Origin of the sequence: Acinetobacter portensis (assembly GCF_023158935.1) — a bacterium.
Taxonomy (GTDB): Bacteria; Pseudomonadota; Gammaproteobacteria; order Pseudomonadales; family Moraxellaceae; genus Acinetobacter; species Acinetobacter faecalis.
In genome coordinates, this window is sequence record NZ_CP096120.1 from 687115 (window position 1) to 704434 (window position 17320).

Annotated in this window: 23 protein-coding genes; 15 read left to right on the plus strand and 8 right to left on the minus strand. The window is 34.9% G+C overall.

Annotated features, from left to right (window positions below; all coding sequences use genetic code 11):
- Positions 1–50: 50 nt before the first annotated feature.
- Together MZO21_RS03520 and MZO21_RS03525 are read left to right on the plus strand one after the other, a co-directional pair.
- Positions 51–344, plus strand: coding sequence for a cold shock domain-containing protein (locus tag MZO21_RS03520; RefSeq protein WP_154772529.1), 294 nt, complete (start codon positions 51–53; stop codon positions 342–344).
- Positions 345–446: 102 nt separating this feature from the next.
- Positions 447–1136 carry a cold shock domain-containing protein gene (locus tag MZO21_RS03525; RefSeq protein ID WP_248101634.1) on the plus strand — a complete coding sequence of 230 codons (690 nt, stop codon included), beginning with the start codon at positions 447–449 and terminating at the stop codon, positions 1134–1136.
- Between the two features lie 80 nt (positions 1137–1216).
- Here MZO21_RS03525 and gigC read toward each other — a convergent pair whose 3' ends face one another.
- A complete protein-coding gene (gigC, locus tag MZO21_RS03530) occupies positions 1217–2095 on the minus strand; it encodes a LysR family transcriptional regulator (protein ID WP_248101631.1) in 879 nt (292 codons plus the stop codon).
- Between the two features lie 84 nt (positions 2096–2179).
- On the opposite strand from gigC, the gene MZO21_RS03535 reads away from it, so the two are divergent.
- Positions 2180–2941, plus strand: coding sequence for a ferredoxin--NADP reductase (locus tag MZO21_RS03535; RefSeq protein WP_248101628.1), 762 nt, complete (start codon positions 2180–2182; stop codon positions 2939–2941).
- A gap of 159 nt (positions 2942–3100) precedes the next feature.
- On the opposite strand, the gene MZO21_RS03540 is transcribed toward MZO21_RS03535, so the two are convergent.
- Positions 3101–3523, minus strand: coding sequence for a hypothetical protein (locus MZO21_RS03540; protein ID WP_154772533.1), 423 nt, complete (start codon positions 3521–3523; stop codon positions 3101–3103).
- Between the two features lie 228 nt (positions 3524–3751).
- Here MZO21_RS03540 and MZO21_RS03545 point away from each other — a divergent pair, with 228 nt between their 5' ends.
- Together MZO21_RS03545 and MZO21_RS03550 are read left to right on the plus strand one after the other, a co-directional pair.
- Positions 3752–3898: a hypothetical protein gene (locus MZO21_RS03545; RefSeq protein ID WP_248101625.1), complete on the plus strand. Its 147-nt coding sequence runs from the start codon at positions 3752–3754 to the stop codon at positions 3896–3898.
- A 140-nt stretch (positions 3899–4038) separates the two neighbouring features.
- Positions 4039–4179: a hypothetical protein gene (locus MZO21_RS03550; RefSeq protein WP_154772534.1), complete on the plus strand. Its 141-nt coding sequence runs from the start codon at positions 4039–4041 to the stop codon at positions 4177–4179.
- A gap of 7 nt (positions 4180–4186) precedes the next feature.
- Here MZO21_RS03550 and MZO21_RS03555 read toward each other — a convergent pair whose 3' ends face one another.
- Together MZO21_RS03555 and MZO21_RS03560 are read right to left on the minus strand one after the other, a co-directional pair.
- Positions 4187–5386, minus strand: coding sequence for an NAD(P)/FAD-dependent oxidoreductase (locus tag MZO21_RS03555; protein ID WP_248101622.1), 1200 nt, complete (start codon positions 5384–5386; stop codon positions 4187–4189).
- Between the two features lie 60 nt (positions 5387–5446).
- Positions 5447–6316 (minus strand): 1-aminocyclopropane-1-carboxylate deaminase/D-cysteine desulfhydrase, encoded by an 870-nt coding sequence (locus tag MZO21_RS03560; RefSeq protein WP_248101620.1) that lies wholly within the window; start codon positions 6314–6316, stop codon positions 5447–5449.
- Between the two features lie 159 nt (positions 6317–6475).
- Here MZO21_RS03560 and MZO21_RS03565 point away from each other — a divergent pair, with 159 nt between their 5' ends.
- The 5 genes from MZO21_RS03565 to MZO21_RS03585 all read left to right on the plus strand — a co-directional run bounded on the left by MZO21_RS03565 (position 6476) and on the right by MZO21_RS03585 (position 9158).
- Positions 6476–6658, plus strand: coding sequence for an NF038215 family lipoprotein (locus MZO21_RS03565; protein WP_154772537.1), 183 nt, complete (start codon positions 6476–6478; stop codon positions 6656–6658).
- Positions 6659–6746: 88 nt separating this feature from the next.
- On the plus strand, positions 6747–7370 hold the full coding sequence (locus tag MZO21_RS03570) for a LysE family translocator (protein WP_248101617.1): 624 nt from the start codon (positions 6747–6749) through the stop codon (positions 7368–7370).
- Positions 7371–7457: 87 nt separating this feature from the next.
- Positions 7458–8132, plus strand: a complete 675-nt coding sequence (locus tag MZO21_RS03575) for a CsgG/HfaB family protein (RefSeq protein ID WP_154772539.1) — start codon at positions 7458–7460, stop codon at positions 8130–8132.
- Between the two features lie 13 nt (positions 8133–8145).
- Complete coding sequence (locus tag MZO21_RS03580) at positions 8146–8520, plus strand: DUF4810 domain-containing protein (RefSeq protein ID WP_248101614.1); 375 nt, start codon at positions 8146–8148, stop codon at positions 8518–8520.
- Entirely contained in the window at positions 8517–9158 is a 642-nt protein-coding gene (locus MZO21_RS03585) for a DUF799 domain-containing protein (RefSeq protein ID WP_248101611.1), read from the plus strand. Before MZO21_RS03580 ends, MZO21_RS03585 begins: the two co-directional genes overlap by 4 nt.
- Positions 9159–9355: 197 nt before the next feature.
- Here the strand turns inward: MZO21_RS03585 and MZO21_RS03590 are convergent, their stop codons facing one another.
- On the minus strand, positions 9356–10162 hold the full coding sequence (locus MZO21_RS03590) for a P-loop ATPase, Sll1717 family (RefSeq protein WP_432613358.1): 807 nt from the start codon (positions 10160–10162) through the stop codon (positions 9356–9358).
- A 45-nt stretch (positions 10163–10207) separates the two neighbouring features.
- Between MZO21_RS03590 and MZO21_RS03595 the strand changes: the two genes are divergently transcribed.
- Positions 10208–10870 carry an IS1595 family transposase gene (locus MZO21_RS03595; protein ID WP_152875444.1) on the plus strand — a complete coding sequence of 221 codons (663 nt, stop codon included), beginning with the start codon at positions 10208–10210 and terminating at the stop codon, positions 10868–10870.
- Positions 10871–10892: 22 nt separating this feature from the next.
- Here MZO21_RS03595 and MZO21_RS03600 read toward each other — a convergent pair whose 3' ends face one another.
- Together MZO21_RS03600 and metG are read right to left on the minus strand one after the other, a co-directional pair.
- Positions 10893–11594, minus strand: a complete 702-nt coding sequence (locus tag MZO21_RS03600) for an AAA family ATPase (RefSeq protein WP_248103164.1) — start codon at positions 11592–11594, stop codon at positions 10893–10895.
- A 65-nt stretch (positions 11595–11659) separates the two neighbouring features.
- On the minus strand, positions 11660–13720 hold the full coding sequence (gene metG / locus MZO21_RS03605; protein ID WP_248103162.1) for a methionine--tRNA ligase: 2061 nt from the start codon (positions 13718–13720) through the stop codon (positions 11660–11662).
- A gap of 173 nt (positions 13721–13893) precedes the next feature.
- On the opposite strand from metG, the gene MZO21_RS03610 reads away from it, so the two are divergent.
- Positions 13894–14691: a hypothetical protein gene (locus tag MZO21_RS03610; RefSeq protein ID WP_248103159.1), complete on the plus strand. Its 798-nt coding sequence runs from the start codon at positions 13894–13896 to the stop codon at positions 14689–14691.
- Between the two features lie 28 nt (positions 14692–14719).
- On the opposite strand, the gene MZO21_RS03615 is transcribed toward MZO21_RS03610, so the two are convergent.
- Positions 14720–14941 carry a DUF6500 family protein gene (locus MZO21_RS03615; protein WP_432612606.1) on the minus strand — a complete coding sequence of 74 codons (222 nt, stop codon included), beginning with the start codon at positions 14939–14941 and terminating at the stop codon, positions 14720–14722.
- 152 nt (positions 14942–15093) lie between these two features.
- On the opposite strand from MZO21_RS03615, the gene MZO21_RS03620 reads away from it, so the two are divergent.
- From MZO21_RS03620 to MZO21_RS03630, 3 genes are all read left to right on the plus strand, one after another.
- Positions 15094–15480: a hypothetical protein gene (locus tag MZO21_RS03620; protein WP_248103157.1), complete on the plus strand. Its 387-nt coding sequence runs from the start codon at positions 15094–15096 to the stop codon at positions 15478–15480.
- 209 nt (positions 15481–15689) lie between these two features.
- The gene (apbC, locus tag MZO21_RS03625) at positions 15690–16928 is read left to right on the plus strand and encodes an iron-sulfur cluster carrier protein ApbC (RefSeq protein ID WP_248103154.1); all 1239 of its coding nucleotides are present in this window, start codon (positions 15690–15692) and stop codon (positions 16926–16928) included.
- A gap of 173 nt (positions 16929–17101) precedes the next feature.
- A complete protein-coding gene (locus MZO21_RS03630; protein ID WP_154772856.1) occupies positions 17102–17278 on the plus strand; it encodes a hypothetical protein in 177 nt (58 codons plus the stop codon).
- Positions 17279–17320: the final 42 nt, after the last annotated feature.

The window sequence follows — 17320 nt, forward strand, 5'->3', positions numbered from 1 at the left end:
CCTCTTTTTTATATAATGCATAGATTGGTTTTAAGAATAGGGTAATGAATATGAAAGATGAAGTTCATCAGGGTAAAATTAAACAGTACGATTCTGCTAAAGGCTTCGGCTTTATTGGTACGGCTGAAGGAGATATCTTTTTCCATATTTCAGATTTTCCTGCTGCCGAAGGCGAACCTAAGCGTAACGAGCGTGTACAATTTATTGCTGTTGAAAATGGCGATAAATTTAAAGCTGTAAAAATTGCACGTGTTGAAGATAAGTCTGCAAAAGCGAAAAAAACAAAGATCGCAACACATAATAAGTCGATTACAACATCGCTATTATCAAACTTCCGTAAATAATACTGATGTTATTTAAGTAAATTTATAAAATAATGAATTTTAAAAGAGGCGATATGCCTCTTTTTTTATTAGAATAATAAACTATAAAAATAGGGGGTATTTATGTTTTCTGAGGGGAAAGTTAAGAGTTACCATCAAGATAGAGGATTTGGTTTTATTGAAATAGAAAATGATGATAGAGATTTATTTTTTCATATTAAAGATTTTCCAAATAGACAAGTTGAGCCACAAATTGGTGAATCATTAAAATTTCGTATTGCGGAAGAATTTGGTAAACGCAAAGCTGTTTATATTGTGCGTGCAGATTATAGCGATTCAGAATTAGATGCTATTGATGTGATGCATGAAGAATATCATCAATATAAATCTAGAGAGCCTAGAGAATCTAAAGGCTATTTAGGGAAAATCATTACTATAATTGGTTTAGTTATTATTGTTGTATTGGGTTACAAGGTTTACGAAAAATATCAAACTTATCAGCTTAATCAACAAGCTAAAGTTGAACAGTTGAAAGAAGAGCAGCTACAAGCAACAGAAAAAATAAAAGAAGGTTTAAGTCATTTACCAGATATTGTTCCATTACCTGAAAAAGAAGAGCGCAGAGTTCAATCTGTTTATATAGAAAGGCAAAAGGCTGTAGAAAAGAATCAGTCATTTAGCTGTGATGGTCGAACACATTGTTCACAGATGCGTTCTTATGAAGAAGCCGTATATTTTTTAAGACACTGTCCAAATGTGAAAATGGATGGCAATAATGACGGTGTGCCGTGTGAAAGACAGTTTGGGCGATAGTCTATGGATTTTTCAGTTTTAGTTATTTATTAGATAATAAAAAAGTGCCATGAAGGCACTTTTTTATTTAATTTTTTAGATTATTCGTCGCAATATTTCATAAATGCTTTTAGACCAGGGCCTTGGTATTTTTGACGATGGACGAGCATGTATAATGGTCGAGCCAATTGCCAAAAAGGTGTTTCTAAAATAACAAGCTGCTCTTTTTCAAGTAAAGGCTCAATTGCAAGTTTAGAAATACAAGACATTCCCAAACCGCCTGCAACAATTTTTAAAATTGCTTCGTTATGGCCTAAGGTTAAACGAATGTTTGCATCGGGTAGGTCTTTTAAAATGGCATTGTCGAATACTTCACGTGTACCTGAACCTTCCTCACGTAAAATCCATTGCACATCTTTAAAATCATTAATCGTTAATGCACGATTTAATTTTGCTAAAGGATGATCTGGTGAGCAACATACAGCTAATTCATCATCACGCCAATGAATACATTGCAGTTGAGGTAAATGACATGAGCCTTCAATGAGCGCTAAATCAAGCTGGAATTGATTAACAGCTTCAATCATTTGACGCGTATTGCCTACTTGAAGTTGTAGGTGAGCTTGGGGCTGAACTTTTAAGAAATTCGCCATAAGATCAGGCATCAAATAATCACTAATAGTCAGTGTTGCACCCAGTCTTAAATCGATACTTTGAAGCTCGCCTTTCGCTGCTTGTTCAAAAGCATCACATCGACCTAAAATTTCGAGGGCTTGGGGAAGCAAAAAACGACCTAAGTCATTAAGTTGCAGTCGTTTACCTAAGCGGTCAAACAGAGGAGCACCTAAGCCATCTTCTAGGTCTGCTAAAGCCATACTTGCAGCACTTTGAGTGAGCTTTACTGCATCACTAGCTTTAGTGACTGTACCTTCCTGAGCGACTGCTACAAAAACAGCCAATTGGCGTAATGTCATGCGCATGGGTTGAGCCTTAACATTTAAAGTTATTCACAAATTATAATGCCATGCTAACATGAGCGCAGTCTTTCATGCCACGTACAAATCATGTCATTTGAAAAATTTAGTCTAGAAAAAGTTTTATCTGTACATCGTTGGACCAATACACTCTTTAGTTTCACCATGACACGTCCATCGCATTTTAAATTTACAGCAGGTCAATTTGCTCGTATTGGTTTAAAAGTGGGAGATGAGCTTGTTGTACGTGCATATTCAGTGGTTTCTTCACCATTTGATGAAACATTAGAGTTTTTTTCTATTGTCGTACCAGATGGCGCATTTACATCGAACTTACAGCACTTAAAAGTAGGCGATGAGCTTTATTTAGAAAAGATTCCTTATGGATACTTAACCCTTGCACGTTATCAATTACCATTGCCACAAGACTTATGGTTATTAGGTACAGGTACGGGTTTAGCACCATTTATTTCAATGCTTCAAGATTTTGAAACATGGAAAAATTATAAAAATATTAATTTGGTTTATAGCGTACGTACAGCTTCAGAACTTGCTTATGCAGATCGTATTCAAGAAATTGCTGAAACATTTGGTGAAGGGCATACAGGTTTTAAGTTCACACCAATTATTACGCGTGACCCAGAAGCACCTTTGCATGATCGTTTACCTGTACTTATTGGAAATGGCGAATTAGAAAAGGCTGTTGGTTTAGAGTTTAATCCTGAAACAACGCATATTATGCTGTGTGGTAATCCTAAAATGGTTGAAGACACCAAAGAAGCGTTAAAAGCGCGCGGATTGACCATGAACCGTCGTGGTGAAGGGAATATTGCCGTTGAGAATTATTGGTAATAGTTTTGAAGCCCCTCTTTTATTAAAAGGAGGGGTTTGGGGGGGATTCTATTGGCTATATTATTCAGAATCGAATCCCTCCCAACCTCCCTTTAAGAAAGGGAGGAGTTATGGAAATAAAAAAACCTCCGAATTGGAGGTTTTTTTATTAAAACTATTTTAATGAACAAACATATCCATAAACTCACGGAGTTCTTGAATTGCTGTTTCAACATCTGATGTTAACCATGTTGGCTCAAAAATTCCCATGTAATGTTCCAAACGGTCATGTGGAACAACAAGACGAATAGGACATTCTTCTTCAAGCAAACGCCACGGAATAATAGGAACTTCATTATCTAGAAATGCAACAATATTTCGAATGTCGATGACCATTGCATTAATACATTCTGGAAATGGCATAACAGAAAGCTCTTCTGTACGACGACGGAAATATTCCAAATCGCCCCATTTTAGAATATAAGATGGTTTATTAAACTCGATAATACCAATTAAGTGTTGGTCACGAGTGTAGTGCAATGAACATTGATGTGTGACGTCAGTGTCTAGATCAAGCGTTACACTTTGCTGACGATACGCCATATAACTCTTAAAGTGCATAAATTGGGCGCACAGTATAGCTCAAATTTAAAGGTAACAGGCACATATCTATTTTAACTAAAAATTCTAGAAGCTTTGTGTACAAAAATTATCAAATAAAAATTGTAAAACAGATAAAAACTATGGCAGTCTAAATATCGTACAAAAAAGTAAAAATAGAAGTAAGAAGTTGATGTAAAAATTAATATTTTAAATATTCAAGGAGTGAATATGGCGAACAAAAAAAACAGTAAAAATGTTGCACCTTTAGTGATCGCTGGCTTAACAGCTGGGCTTCTTGTTAGTGCATATAGGTTTGTTTTTGCAAAAAATAAGCCGAAAGCAAAGCATGACACTACACCTAAAGATTCAGAGTAACATCAAGATAATTAAAATATTGGTATATTTTGTTTATTGTAAATTATAGCAATTTAATAAAATCTTAATGTTTATGTAGTATTTTTATTGAATATATAAATTTTGACATAATAAGGAATTTTAAAATGGGGATTTTAAAAATGATGAATACAGTAATGAAAACTTTAAATACTTCAATGCCGCCTTTACATATTGCAAAAGCGGTAGAGAAAATGGATCGCACAATTGAACGTGTACAAGAGAGTAAAACTTCTTTATTTAAAACAGACTATTTAGAATAACGTTTACTTAAACATATTCCGATGCGGCATGCGCAGAAGACCATGCCCATTGGAAGTTAAAACCACCTAAATGTCCTGTCACATCTAAAATTTCACCTACAAAATACAAGCCTTTTTGTTTTTTACTTTCCATTGTTTTCGATGAAACTTCGGTTGTATCTACACCACCTAAAGTGACTTCTGCTGTTCTATAACCTTCAGTTCCTGATGGTTTAACTTCAAAAGCATGTAAACGTGAAGCAATGTGCTCGAGTTTTTCATCGCTAATATTGGCAATAGATATTTCTGCTTGTTCCGCCCAAATAAGTTGCTGTAATTCTGCAACCACACTTTTTGGGAAGTATTCAGAAAGTAAAGTACGTAATAAAACTTTTGGCTGACTTTGTTTTTTTACTTTGAAGAAATCTTTTAAATCTACAGATGGTAAAAAGTCAATTTTAAAGCTTTGACCTGCATCCCAGTAATTTGAAAGTTGTAGTGAACTTGGACCACTTAAACCACGATGCGTGAATAATAAGGCTTCTGTAAAACTATTTAAGTCATTTGAAAGTGTTGCTTCTACCGCATTACCACTCAGGCGAGTTGTCACTTCTTTAAAACCATCTGTGAAAGTAAATGGAACAAGTCCTGCACGAGTAGGGTAAACATGGTGACCAAATTGTTTAGCAATTTCATAACCAATTGCAGAACCGCCTAAAGTTGGAATAGATAATCCACCAGAAGCAACCACAACAGATTCTGCTTGGAAATAACCAATATTGGTTGCAACCTGAAAACCTTGATCATCTATTGCATTTACAGCTTTCACTTCGCAGTTTGTTTTTATATCGACTAAACCTGTTTTGTCACATTCTGCCAAGAGCATAGACAAAATTTCTTTTGCACCATTTTGGGTGAATAATTGCCCATGTTTGCGTTCTTCATACTCAATACCATATTCGCAAACCATGCCAATAAAATCCCAATTGGTATATCGAGATAAAGCAGAAATAACAAAATGCGGATTATGAGAAATGAAGTTAGATGGTTCTACATATAGATTGGTAAAGTTACATTTACCACCACCAGACATGAGAATTTTTTTACCTACTTTATTGGCTTTTTCAACTACAACAACTTTACGCCCACGTTGAGCCGCCATATAAGCTGTCATTAAACCAGATGCACCTGCACCTAAAACTAAGACATCATACTGATTTGTAGACATGACAAACTCACAGGAGATAAAAGCAGGGCATTATAGACAATTTTACGCTGACTTTCAGACTTATTCTGATTTAAGTCGACCTTGTAAGCCACCTGTATGAATTGCCAAAATTCTTGTAGATGGATCAATCCGCTTTCGTTGAATCATTTGCGAAAGTCCAAATAGCATTTTTGCGGTGTAAACTTGTTCTAATTCAATTCCAAGTTTTGCTTCAAAATTTTGCATAAACGCTAAAAGTTCAGGTGTGGTTTTGGCGTAACCACCACAACAAAATTCATCGGTAATTTGCCAATTATTCTTTTGAGTTTTTGTTTGAACTTCTTGTGTTAAAAAATTGCCTTTTAACGCAGAAAATCCAAGTATTTTTTGATGCTCTGAACTCGCTTCAATAATGCCTGTAATCGTACCGCCTGTTCCTACAGCACAGCAAATTAAGTCAAAGTCGTGTTTGTTCGGTTTAGTTAAAATTTCCTTGCAGCCTTGAATCGCAAGATCATTGGTTCCACCTTCAGGAATAATATAATAATTCGGATATTGTTGTTTTAAGTTAGCTAAAAATTCAGATGAATCTTTTAAGCGATATTGTTCACGAGAAATGAATTTTAGTTGCATGCCAAATTCTTGTGCGGTCTTTAACGTATGATTTAAAGATTTATTTGCGAGTTCTTCACCACGAATAATTCCAACACTTTTAAAATCAAACTGGTGTGCTGCAAATGCAGTTGCAGCAATGTGATTTGAAAATGCACCGCCAAAGGTTAATACACCTGAATAGCCTAAGTTTTTTGCTTCTATAAAGTTGTATTTGAGCTTAAAGAATTTATTGCCTGAAATTGCAGGATGAACTAAATCTAAACGTTTAATAGTTATAGAAACGCCGTGCATTGAAATGTGTTGTTCAGGGATATTTTCGGCAATTTCGTTAAACATAAATTTTAAATATTTTAATGTATATAAGGCTAATTTTAACGATAAATAAAATGCTAGAGGAATCTATTTGTTTTAAAGAACTTAAATATAAAAATAAAATGTTTAAATTTTAAGCGCAAATGCTATGCTAAAAGTGAGAATAAGGAAGAGGGATTTGATATGAAATATACAACCCTAGTTTTAATGACATTTGGCTTATTGAATATTGTGGCTTGTGATACGCAACAAACGACACAACAGCACAAAACAGAATCACGAACCATGATTATTGGTGGTGTTCCTGCACATGACAAAGACTATAAAGTTGATAAGTTAGAAAATACACAAGAAAAGCAGAAATAACCTTATGCACTTGTTAAATTTTTAAAGCAAATTTCTACGTGAAAGCGTAAACTTGCACAAATTTTTGCACATATTTCCAAGGTGTTTTGTGGAATCATTCTTAATTCTATGCTCGATTGCTTTTGCCCTAGTGTTAGGTGCGGTGAGTCCTGGTCCTGCATTTATTTATGTCGCAAAAAATTCAATTGCTGTTTCACGTAAACATGGTTTATTCACGGCTTTAGGTACAGGTACGGGCGCAGCATTATTTGGTTTATTGGCTGTATTAGGTTTACAAGCTATTTTATTGGCTGTGCCATCTGCATATTTAATTTTAAAAATATGTGGTGGTATATATTTGCTTTGGCTTGCTTATAAAATTATTCGCCATGCGAAAGAACCTATTAGTATGAATAATGATCCTGCTACAAGAATGTCATTTTCACAAGCGTATAGATCGGGTTTAGTGGTTCAATTAAGTAATCCTAAAATTGCAATTATTTTAGCCAGTGTATTTACTGCATTGTTACCAAAAGAAATTCCAACATATTACTATTTTGTTTTACCTATTCTTTGCTTCTTTATTGACGCAGGTTGGTATTCGCTTGTTGCTATGGCACTTTCGGCAGAAAAACCACGTAAAGTCTATTTAAAATTTAAGAAAATATTTGACCGTATTGCAGGTGGAGTCATGACAATTTTAGGTATAAAGCTGATTTTTGGTATGAAGTAAAATTGTGACTTAGTACACAAAATAAACAATATAAAAAAGTTTGTCCTTTAAACTACGCAAAAATTGTAGCCTTAAAGGACAAATAAGATGATTCAAAAAACATTACTTTTAACCGCTTTAGGTTGTCTATCTCTTACAGCATGTTCAACGGTTGAAACTTCAAAAACAATTCAAGCACCGCAGGTAACATCGGCAACTACTGCTGCACGTTATACGGGCGTTAAAACACCTGTTTCTATTGGTAAATTCGACAACCGTTCAAGTTATATGCGCGGTATTTTTTCAGACAATGTTGACCGTTTAGGTGGTCAAGCAAAAACAATTTTAGAAACACATTTACAGCAAACAGGTTATTTCTCTGTTTTAAACCGAGACAATTTATCTGAATTACAACAAGAAGCAGGTTATTCAAAATCTAATCAAGCCATTAAAGGCGCACGCTATGTATTAACAGGTGATGTTTCTGAATTTGGTCGTAAAGAAGTTGGTGATCATCAGTTATTTGGTATTTTAGGTCGTGGAAAAACACAAATTGCCTATGCAAAAGTGAACTTAAATGTGGTGGATGTACGCACTGCTGAAATTATTCATTCTGTACAAGGTGCAGGCGAATATGCGCTGAGCGAACGTGAGATTTTAGGCTTTGGCTCAAACGCATCTTACGATTCTACTTTAAACGGTAAAGTGCTCGATTTAGCGGTACGTGAAGCCGTAAATAATCTTGTTTTAGATGTTCAATCGGGCAAATGGTCTACTCGCTAATAGGTTTTAACTGATGAAAAAAACAGTTTTAGCTCTTATTGCACTTAGCCTTGTTTTGGTTGGATGTGGCGGTGGAGCAACATCTTTGTATCGTTGGGGGGAATTTCCTCAACAAACTTATAATTATATGAGTGAAAGATCGAAAGTATCGCCTTTAGAGCAAATTACACGTCTTGAAAAAGATATTGAAAAATCTAAGGCAGAAAATAGAGCAGTGCCACCTGGTTTATATGGTCATTTGGGATTATTGAATTTAGATATTCAAAATTCACAACGTGCTGCAATGTATTTTCAGCTCGAAAAACAGGTTTATCCTGAATCTACCGTGTTAATGAACCGTTTGCTACAACGTATGGGTGCTACAAACTCAAGTGGAGTGAAAAAATGAACAAGTTCAGTTTTTTCACAGCTATTGCTTTAAGTTTCACTTTATTTTCTAGCTATGCTGTAGCAGATCAGGTGGTGGATAGATCGGTTTATATGGCGAATGTACCTGCTTCAATTTTGGTATTGCCACCTGTAAATGAATCGCCTGATACACGTGCAACCAATAGTTTTTGGTCTACGGTAACGCCTCCACTTGCAGAAGCAGGCTATTATGTTTTTCCTGTGACTGTTGTAGACACCATGCTGAAAGAAAATGGTGTGACCAATGGTTTTGATGCACAAAATATTCCTTTAAATAAGCTTAAAGAAATTTTTGGTGCAGATGCTGCTTTGTATTTGAAAGTGAAAAAGTATGGTTCTAAGTATCAAATTATTGATACTACGGCAGAAGTTGAAGTAGAAGCCAAGCTTGTGAGTTTAAATACAGGTACAGTGCTTTGGCAGGGTAAAGAAAGTAGTGAACGCAGTAATGATTCTGATACGTTAACGGGTTTACTTGTAACTGCTTTGATTGAGCAAATTTCGAATCAGGTGGGGGATGCAGGTTACGATGTGTCTAAGTCTGTAAGTTCAAAATTATTTCGAGTAGATGAGCGGAATAAAGGTTTGATGTATGGACCGAGGTCTGTAAGACATTAAAAGAAAAATCCCCTAAAAATAGGGGATTTTTTATGGGTGAAGCTTACGTTATTTTCGTAAGATGAAAGTAATAGGAATTTTTGTTTATTAGGAGGGAGATGCTTATTGCAATTTATTACCTTACCCTTGCACAGCAGTCCTGCTTATCTCCTAAAAGGAGAGAATATCTCGAAATTAATTTAATAGAGCATTATTATTTACGTCCGATAAATTTTGATTTCTCTTTCACGGGCATGTGTAATTTTTGGATCTTTAATATTATATTGTGCTGAACCGCTATCAGGATTGCTTAGAGTAATTAATCCCATTTTCTCCATATTGGATATATAACTTTGAGCAGTTGAATGCTGAAGTTGATTTTTCTCTTTCAGTTGTTTGGCATTAAAAGTGTTTGTATCTAATTTCAGCAGTAAATCAATATATGAAAAAACATCCATAGAGTTAGATCGAGCATTTGTTTTTCTTGGATAATACTCAAAATAATTAAAATTTTTTACAAATCTACTTAAAGCAAAGCCTATCGATGATTTTTCAATTTTGGTACTAAGAGAATCTTTATCATATTGTATTCTTAATAAATTAGAGAAGATATGCCAAAGATCACGAGGAGTAGAGTTTGCAAGTTTTAGAATTGCATTAAGATCATCTTGAGTTACATCACTAGCAAAAAGATCTTTATAATTAATTACTTTATTTTTAGAAAATACTTTTAACCGATTGTTCAAAACACTTTCTAAGTCTGAATTTGACCAGTGAATGATATTGCAGCTATGTTTTTGAGTTCGAACATATTGTTTTATAAAATTAAATGGTGTTGTCCAACTCGTAAAAATTATTTGTAATTTAGGTGTTAGTAGTAATTTTTCGTCAGTTAAAATCAATTTAGTATAATTTGCAATTAACTCAGCGTCATTTTCAAACCGTTGATCTTCATCGATTCGGTCAATTAGAACGATTACTTTAGTAAACTTTAATTTCTCGACTATTTTTAAAATTCTTTCAATTAAGAAGGCTCTAGACTAGCAGAATAGATATGTTAGTCTAGAATCATGATAGAAAACAGTAAATTAAGTCACTATAAGATTAAAAAAATTATTCAGTGCTTTTGCATTGATATTCCTGCTTCTAAAACAGCCTTATTGCTTAACTTGAACCGTAATACCATCAACTATTGGTACATGCTTTTTAGAGAAGCAATCTACGATCATCAAACAGATTTAAGAGCAAAGTTTGTAGGTTCTATTGAAGTTGATGAGAGCTATTTTGGAGCAAAAAGACAACGTGGTTTTCATGGGAAATTGAAGCGAGGTCGAGGTACTTTAAAACAACCTGTATTTGGAATATTTGAAAGGAATGGTCGAGTTTATACAGAAATAGTCCCTGATTGTAAAAAGACTACATTACAACAAGTTATCTTAGGTAAAGTTGCACTTGAAAGTGTAATTTATAGTGATGGTTGGCGTGGATACAATGGTTTGGTAGATGTTGGTTACTCAAAGCATTTTAGAGTAAATCATGGAGCGAATGAATTTGCCAGAGGACAATGTCATATAAATGGAATAGAATCATTCTGGAGCTTTTGTAAAAGAAGGCTAGCAAAGTTCAACGGTATATCAAAAGAGTATTTTGATTATCATCTTAAAGAAACAGAATGGCGTTGGATGAGGGAGCCTAATGAGCTAGCAACAGAGTTGTGGGACCTCATTAGGTAAAACTAAGTGCAAATCTGCTAGTCTAGAGCCTTAAGAAATAGGAAATATCTTGATTTAAAAAAGTTTCTTCAAAATTAATGTCTAGTTCAGGGAAGTATTCTTTAATCTTCACATTTTCTGTAATTGGCGGAAGTCCTGAGAAATGTTTAGATAGAAAATCATCAACAAGTGTATTTGCAGCAGTAGCGCTGTAATTGAAAATATCTCTAATAATTTTCTCAAATCTTTTATAAGTTAGTTTATACCACGGAACCTGTATAGCTTTAATTTGATCTCTTAGATAGGCTTTTGAAACTTGTGGTACGAAGTTCTGAAGTAAGTAGCTAAGGAGTATTTTTTCTTCTTGATCAAGCTTGTTTATGCGTTTTTTTTCGTTGGCAAGTGATGAAAATAGCTCTAGTGAAATTTTTGAAATTAAAAAATGATAAAAATCTTTTGATTCAAAATTTAACGGTAAATCAGAAAAATCTGTAATTGAAACAGAAATTATCTCTTTTCTTTCAGTTTTCGACTCTAAGTTTTTAATGAGGGCAGTTTTTCCCGCACCACGATCACCTAGAATTATCAAAGAGTTGTCTGAGGAGAAATTAGATAAGATACTTTCATAATCATTTATAGGTGTAAATATATCAACAGATTGTTTTAACTCATTTTCTGTAGTAAAAAACGCAAATGGATTATTTTCTAAATTTAGATTTTTTAAAAATTCGTTGAAAGTCGTCATAAGTTTTATTTTTTGATTAAATGAATAAGCCCTGAAGTTATCAGGGCCTAATGTTCATTTTAGAATTAAGACACTTTATCGCCAACTTTAGCACCAGTTTCAGGTGAAATCACCCAAACACCTTCGCCATTACCCGCAGCTAATACCATACCGTTAGAAATACCAAAACGCATTTTACGTGGTGCAAGGTTTGCCACCATCACCACCAATTTGCCTTTAAGGTCTTCAGGTTGGTAAAACTCACGTATACCGCTAAATACGTTACGTGGTTCAGCTTCACCCACGTTTAAAGTCAATTGAAGCAGTTTGTCCGAACCTTCAACTGTAGCAGCTTCTAAAACTTCAGCCACACGTAGGTCAACTTTCATAAAGTCTTCAATGCCAATAATTTCAGCCTCACCAACTTTAGGCTCAGGCTTTTTCTCAGCAACTTTCTTTTCTTTTTTCTTTTCAGCTTTTGGTGCTTCCGCAGGGGCAGCTAAAGAATCTTTAGACGCATCTACCATTGCAGCCACAGCTTTCGGGTCAACACGTTGCATTAATGGTTGGAACAATGCAATTTCATGTGCAACCAACACTTGCTTACGAGATTCAAAGTTGAAACTTTCTAACTGTAAGAACGCTTGAACTTGATCTGCCAATGTTGGAAGTACAGGTGCAAGATAAACAGCCAATTGACGGAATAGGTTAATACCTACAGAACATACATCATGAACTTGTTGTTCTTCGCCTTCAATTTTCGCAAGTGCCCAAGGCTTTTTCTCATCAATATATTGGTTTGCTTTGTCAGCAAGACCCATAATTTCACGAATAGCCGCAGAGAATTCACGATCTTCATATGCTTTCGCAATTGAATCACCCGCATCAATAAAGCTTTGAACCAATTCAGGCTCTGCACACGTTGCACTTAATTTGTTATCAAATTTCGTGTTGATGAATTTCGCACAACGGCTTGCGATGTTTACCACTTTACCAACCAAGTCTGAATTCACTTTTTGAACGAAATCATCAAGGTTTAAGTCAGAATCTTCAACTTTGTCAGAAAGTTTAGAAGCGAAGTAATAACGTAAATATTCAGGGTTTAAATGCTCTAAATACGTTTCCGCTTTAATGAACGTACCACGAGATTTAGACATTTTCTGACCATTTACAGTCAAGAAACCATTTACGAATAAGCCTGTTGGCGTACGGTAGTTTGCACCTTCAAGCATTGCAGGCCAGAACAAAGCGTGGAAATAAACAATATCTTTACCAATGAAGTGATACACTTCATTTTTAGAATCTTTTTTCCAATAATCGTCAAAGCTTAATTCAGGGCGTTTGGTCTTAATGTAGTTTTCAAAACTAGACATATAACCAATTGGCGCATCTACCCAAACGTAGAAATATTTGTTTGGTGCATCTGGAATTTCAAAACCAAAATATGGCGCATCACGTGAAATATCCCAATCATTTAAGCCGTTATCAAACCATTCATCTAATTTGTTGGCGATTGAAACAGGTAAACGACCTTCGTCACGCGTCCATTTTTGTAGGTATTCACTAAAGTTAGGCAGTTTAAAGAAGTAATGATCTGAAGATTTCTCTACAGGTGCAGCACCGCTCAAAGTTGATTTTGGATTGAGTAGTTCAGTTGCGTTATATGTTGTACCGCAAACTTCGCATGAATCGCCGTATTGATCTTCCGCTTTACATTTTGGGCATGTGCCTTTAATGAAGCGATCTGACAAGAACATGCCTTTTTCAGGGTCGAATAACTGAGAAACAGGACGCACAGCAATATTGCCTGCTTCACGGTTTTTAATATAAATTTCTTCAGAGCGAGCTTTGTTTTCATCGCTATTTGTAGAGTCATAATGGTCAAAATGAACACCAAAGCCATCAAAATCACGCATATGTTCTTTTTGAACATTAGCAATTTGCGCTTCTGGTGAAATGCCATTTGCTTCGGCACGTAGCATAATTGCTGTACCGTGAGCATCATCCGCACATACATAAGTCACGTTATGACCCATTGCACGCATGGCACGAACCCAAATATCTGCTTGGATATAACCGAGTAAGTGACCCATATGGATTGGACCATTGGCGTAAGGAAGGGCGTTAGTAACTAAAATATTACGCACGGATATAACTCTCTCATTCGTATTTTATGCAATGGGCGTAATTTTACATGAGATATTGCATATATGCACAAAGGTTTCAGTGAAATCTTTTCATAAAGTAAATATTTATATATTGCAAAGGCAATAACAGCGATAATAGCCTATTAAAGTAATGCCCTAAGAGTGATATACCCATGATCGATGATGATTTTGATTTCGACCAACCTGTAACGCGTATTCCGCAAAATGAACAGCGTAATAAACAGCTGGGTAATCATATTTTAAAAGAGGCACAGCAATATCTAGAAGCTATTTCAGCAGATGAACATGCTTTTCTGATTCAGACTTTAAATGGTTTAGCAAAGAATGAACCTTATTTTGAAGTTTTGGCAGAACAACTCGATCAGCCTTTAGGTGAAAAAGTTGCCAATGATGCTCTGAGTTTGTTGTACTTTTGGCGTGAAAACCAAAACTTTGAAAATGCAGCCGAATTTAAATTGTTAGATGTAATTAATGGCGAACATTTTCAAACTGAAATGTTAAAAGCATTTGATGCACTTGAAATTGGTGAAACTAAAGCACAGCGCAGACTGGTGATTTTAGAAGCATTCAAGCTGTATAAACTTGGTTTTTACGCAGGATGTATCCCTGTTTTATATTCACAATTGGAAGGCGTTTTAACTGAAGTACTTCTGCAAACAGGTTTCTTAAAGCAAAACGGTACAAAGTTTGTCGATGTCTACAAAATTGTACCCGGCTTAAAAGGTAATGAAATTAAAAGCTTGTGGCATAAGTCTAAAATTGCATGCGAGTTAAACCGTTATTTTGCTGAAATTAATGCCTATAAAATGGATAGCAGTTCTGTAGTAACAGCAACGCGCCATAATATTTTACACGGTACAGATGTAGAGCATTTTAACCAAGAACGAAGCTTTATTTTGTTTATTTGGTTGTTCTCTGCTGTAAGTTTTATGAGCACAGTTCGCGCTTAAAAAATTATGCCAATTTAAATAAAGCAGTTTATGTTTCTTGTGAAATAAGCTGCTTTATTTTTGTCGCTTTTTCAAAATGATCAAGCTGATGTGTTTGAATCCACCATGTTGCAACTTGCATTAAAGTTTCAGAATCATCATTTTTATTGGCAAAAAAAGCATAAAAAGATAAGCCGACATTTTCTCCCTTCTGTTCTATTTTCTCATTACAGATTTTACTAATTTTCTCTTTTAATAATTGATTCAACATGTTAATTCGTGTTCTTGAAAAATATGAATTGCTTTTACTATACGAAATTTTATGTATTTAGTTTGTTACGTTTTCATAAATTTGAATGTTTTTCACAGATTTATCTGTATAAATAATGATTAAACCAATTTAATAACAACGAGGGTAATGTGATGTCGAATACAAATAATTTAGATGATTTAAAGAATAAAGCGGCTGAACTTGGTGAAGATGTAAAACTGAAAGCGAAAGAAGTTCAGCTAGAAGGCGAAAAGCTTGTAGATGATGTTAAGCATTCTGCAAAGGAAGCAAAACTTGAAGGCGAAAAGGCATTAAATGATTTGAAAAATAATGCCAATGAACATCAAGGCGATTTGAAAGATAAGTTAGATCATTTGAAAACAGAAGCAAGTCAAAAACTTGATGAAGCGAAGTTAAAAGCGCAAGAGCTAAAACAAGATGCTTCTGAAAAATTTGATGATTTAAAAGTTCAAGCAACTGAAAAATTAGATGAGCTTCAGAAAAAAGCATCAGATATTTTGAATAAGTTTAAAGGTTAATTAGTCTTATTATTCAAATGTTATAAAGTAAAAGCGCCAAGTATGCAGATGCTTGGCGCTTTTTAAATTGTATAAACAACATAATAAAATTAACAAAACCAACTAATTTAGTAAGAATTTAATAAACAGTAGTGAACTTTGCTTAACCTTCGACTAAATAATGGTTAAACTATGGCATTCTGCTGTATATCCAGACTTGGAGTAATTGTATGTCGTGGTTTTCTTCACTTAAATCTGTCTTTTCACCTGCAAAAGGGGTGAATGAAGAAGAAATCCAAAATGTGCTTCAAAATTATGTTTTACCAAATTCGACAAATTTATTAAAAGATCGAATTACTCAGGTCAATGTAGAAGGAAATATCCTACAAATTTCTATTAATACGGTACCTGCTGAAGCCGACGATTTACAAAAAATTCATGATGATTTGGCTGACGCTTTGGAAAAATGTGGTGTTACAGAACTGAACATGCACGTTATTCAGCAAAAAACAGGTGGTTGTGGTCATGACCACAAAGAAGGTGAAAGCTGTTCTACACCAAAAGCTGAAACGGCAAAATCTAACTTACCACCTGTTGTTGATGCATCTGGTTCTACAAAAGCAGAAGAAGATCCAAATAATCCACCTATTCAAAAAGCTGCACCGCAACAACGTGATGTGCCAAAACATCCACGTATTCAAAACGTGATTTTGGTGTCTTCGGGTAAAGGCGGTGTGGGTAAATCTACAACAACTGTAAACCTTGCGCTTGCACTACAAAAACTAGGCTTAAAAGTTGGTGTGTTAGATGCCGATATTTACGGCCCAAGTATTCCTACAATGTTAGGAAATGCAGGTCGTACACCCATGATTGAAGCTGAACAATTTGTTCCAATTGAAGCATATGGTATGGCTGTACTTTCAATTGGACATTTAACAGGGGATAACAACACTCCTGTCGCATGGCGTGGACCTAAAGCAACAGGCGCACTTATGCAGTTGTTTAATCAAACATTATGGCCAGATTTAGATGTGCTTGTGATTGATATGCCACCAGGTACAGGTGATATTCAATTAACATTGGCACAGCGTATTCCTGTTACAGGCGCAGTCATTGTAACAACGCCACAAAATGTCGCATTGCTAGATGCAACGAAAGGAATTGAGTTGTTCAATCGTGTTCAAATTCCTGTGATGGGCGTTATTGAAAATATGTCGACACATATTTGTTCGAGCTGTGGTCACGAAGAGCAAATTTTTGGTACAGGTGGTGGCGACAAACTTTCTGAGCAATATCAAATTCCATTACTTGGTCGTTTACCTTTAAATGCATCTATTCGTGAAAATGCAGATGCAGGTAAACCTTCTGTTATTGCAGGTGATGCCGCGGCAGAAAACTATATGGAAATTGCGAAAAAGATTGCAGAGAAACTACCAAAAGTAGAAAAAGATCAAAGCCGTATTTTTTAAGATTTATACTCATAAAAAGCTCATCTGATGATGGGCTTTTTTATTGCTGAAAAATTATGTGATTTATTCATAATCCGATAAGCGGTTAAAAAACACCTTATTTTGTGATTATTTACTCTAATTTTAATTTCTAAAATAGAGTTCTCCCTGCAACAACAGAATGGTTTTGTATTATGAATTTTACTAAAATTTTAGCAGCTGCTATTTTCTCTTTAAGTGCTATTTCTTTCAATGTTTCTGCAGCAATTATTAATAATGTCGATTTTCCTGCGGAGTTTGTTCAAGCGAAAGACAAAACAGCTTCTACGGATCAAGAGCAAGTAACTGCATCTGCTGAAACAAATAAATAAGATTTGTTTAGTTTAAAAAAGAGGGCAATAGCCCTCTTTTTT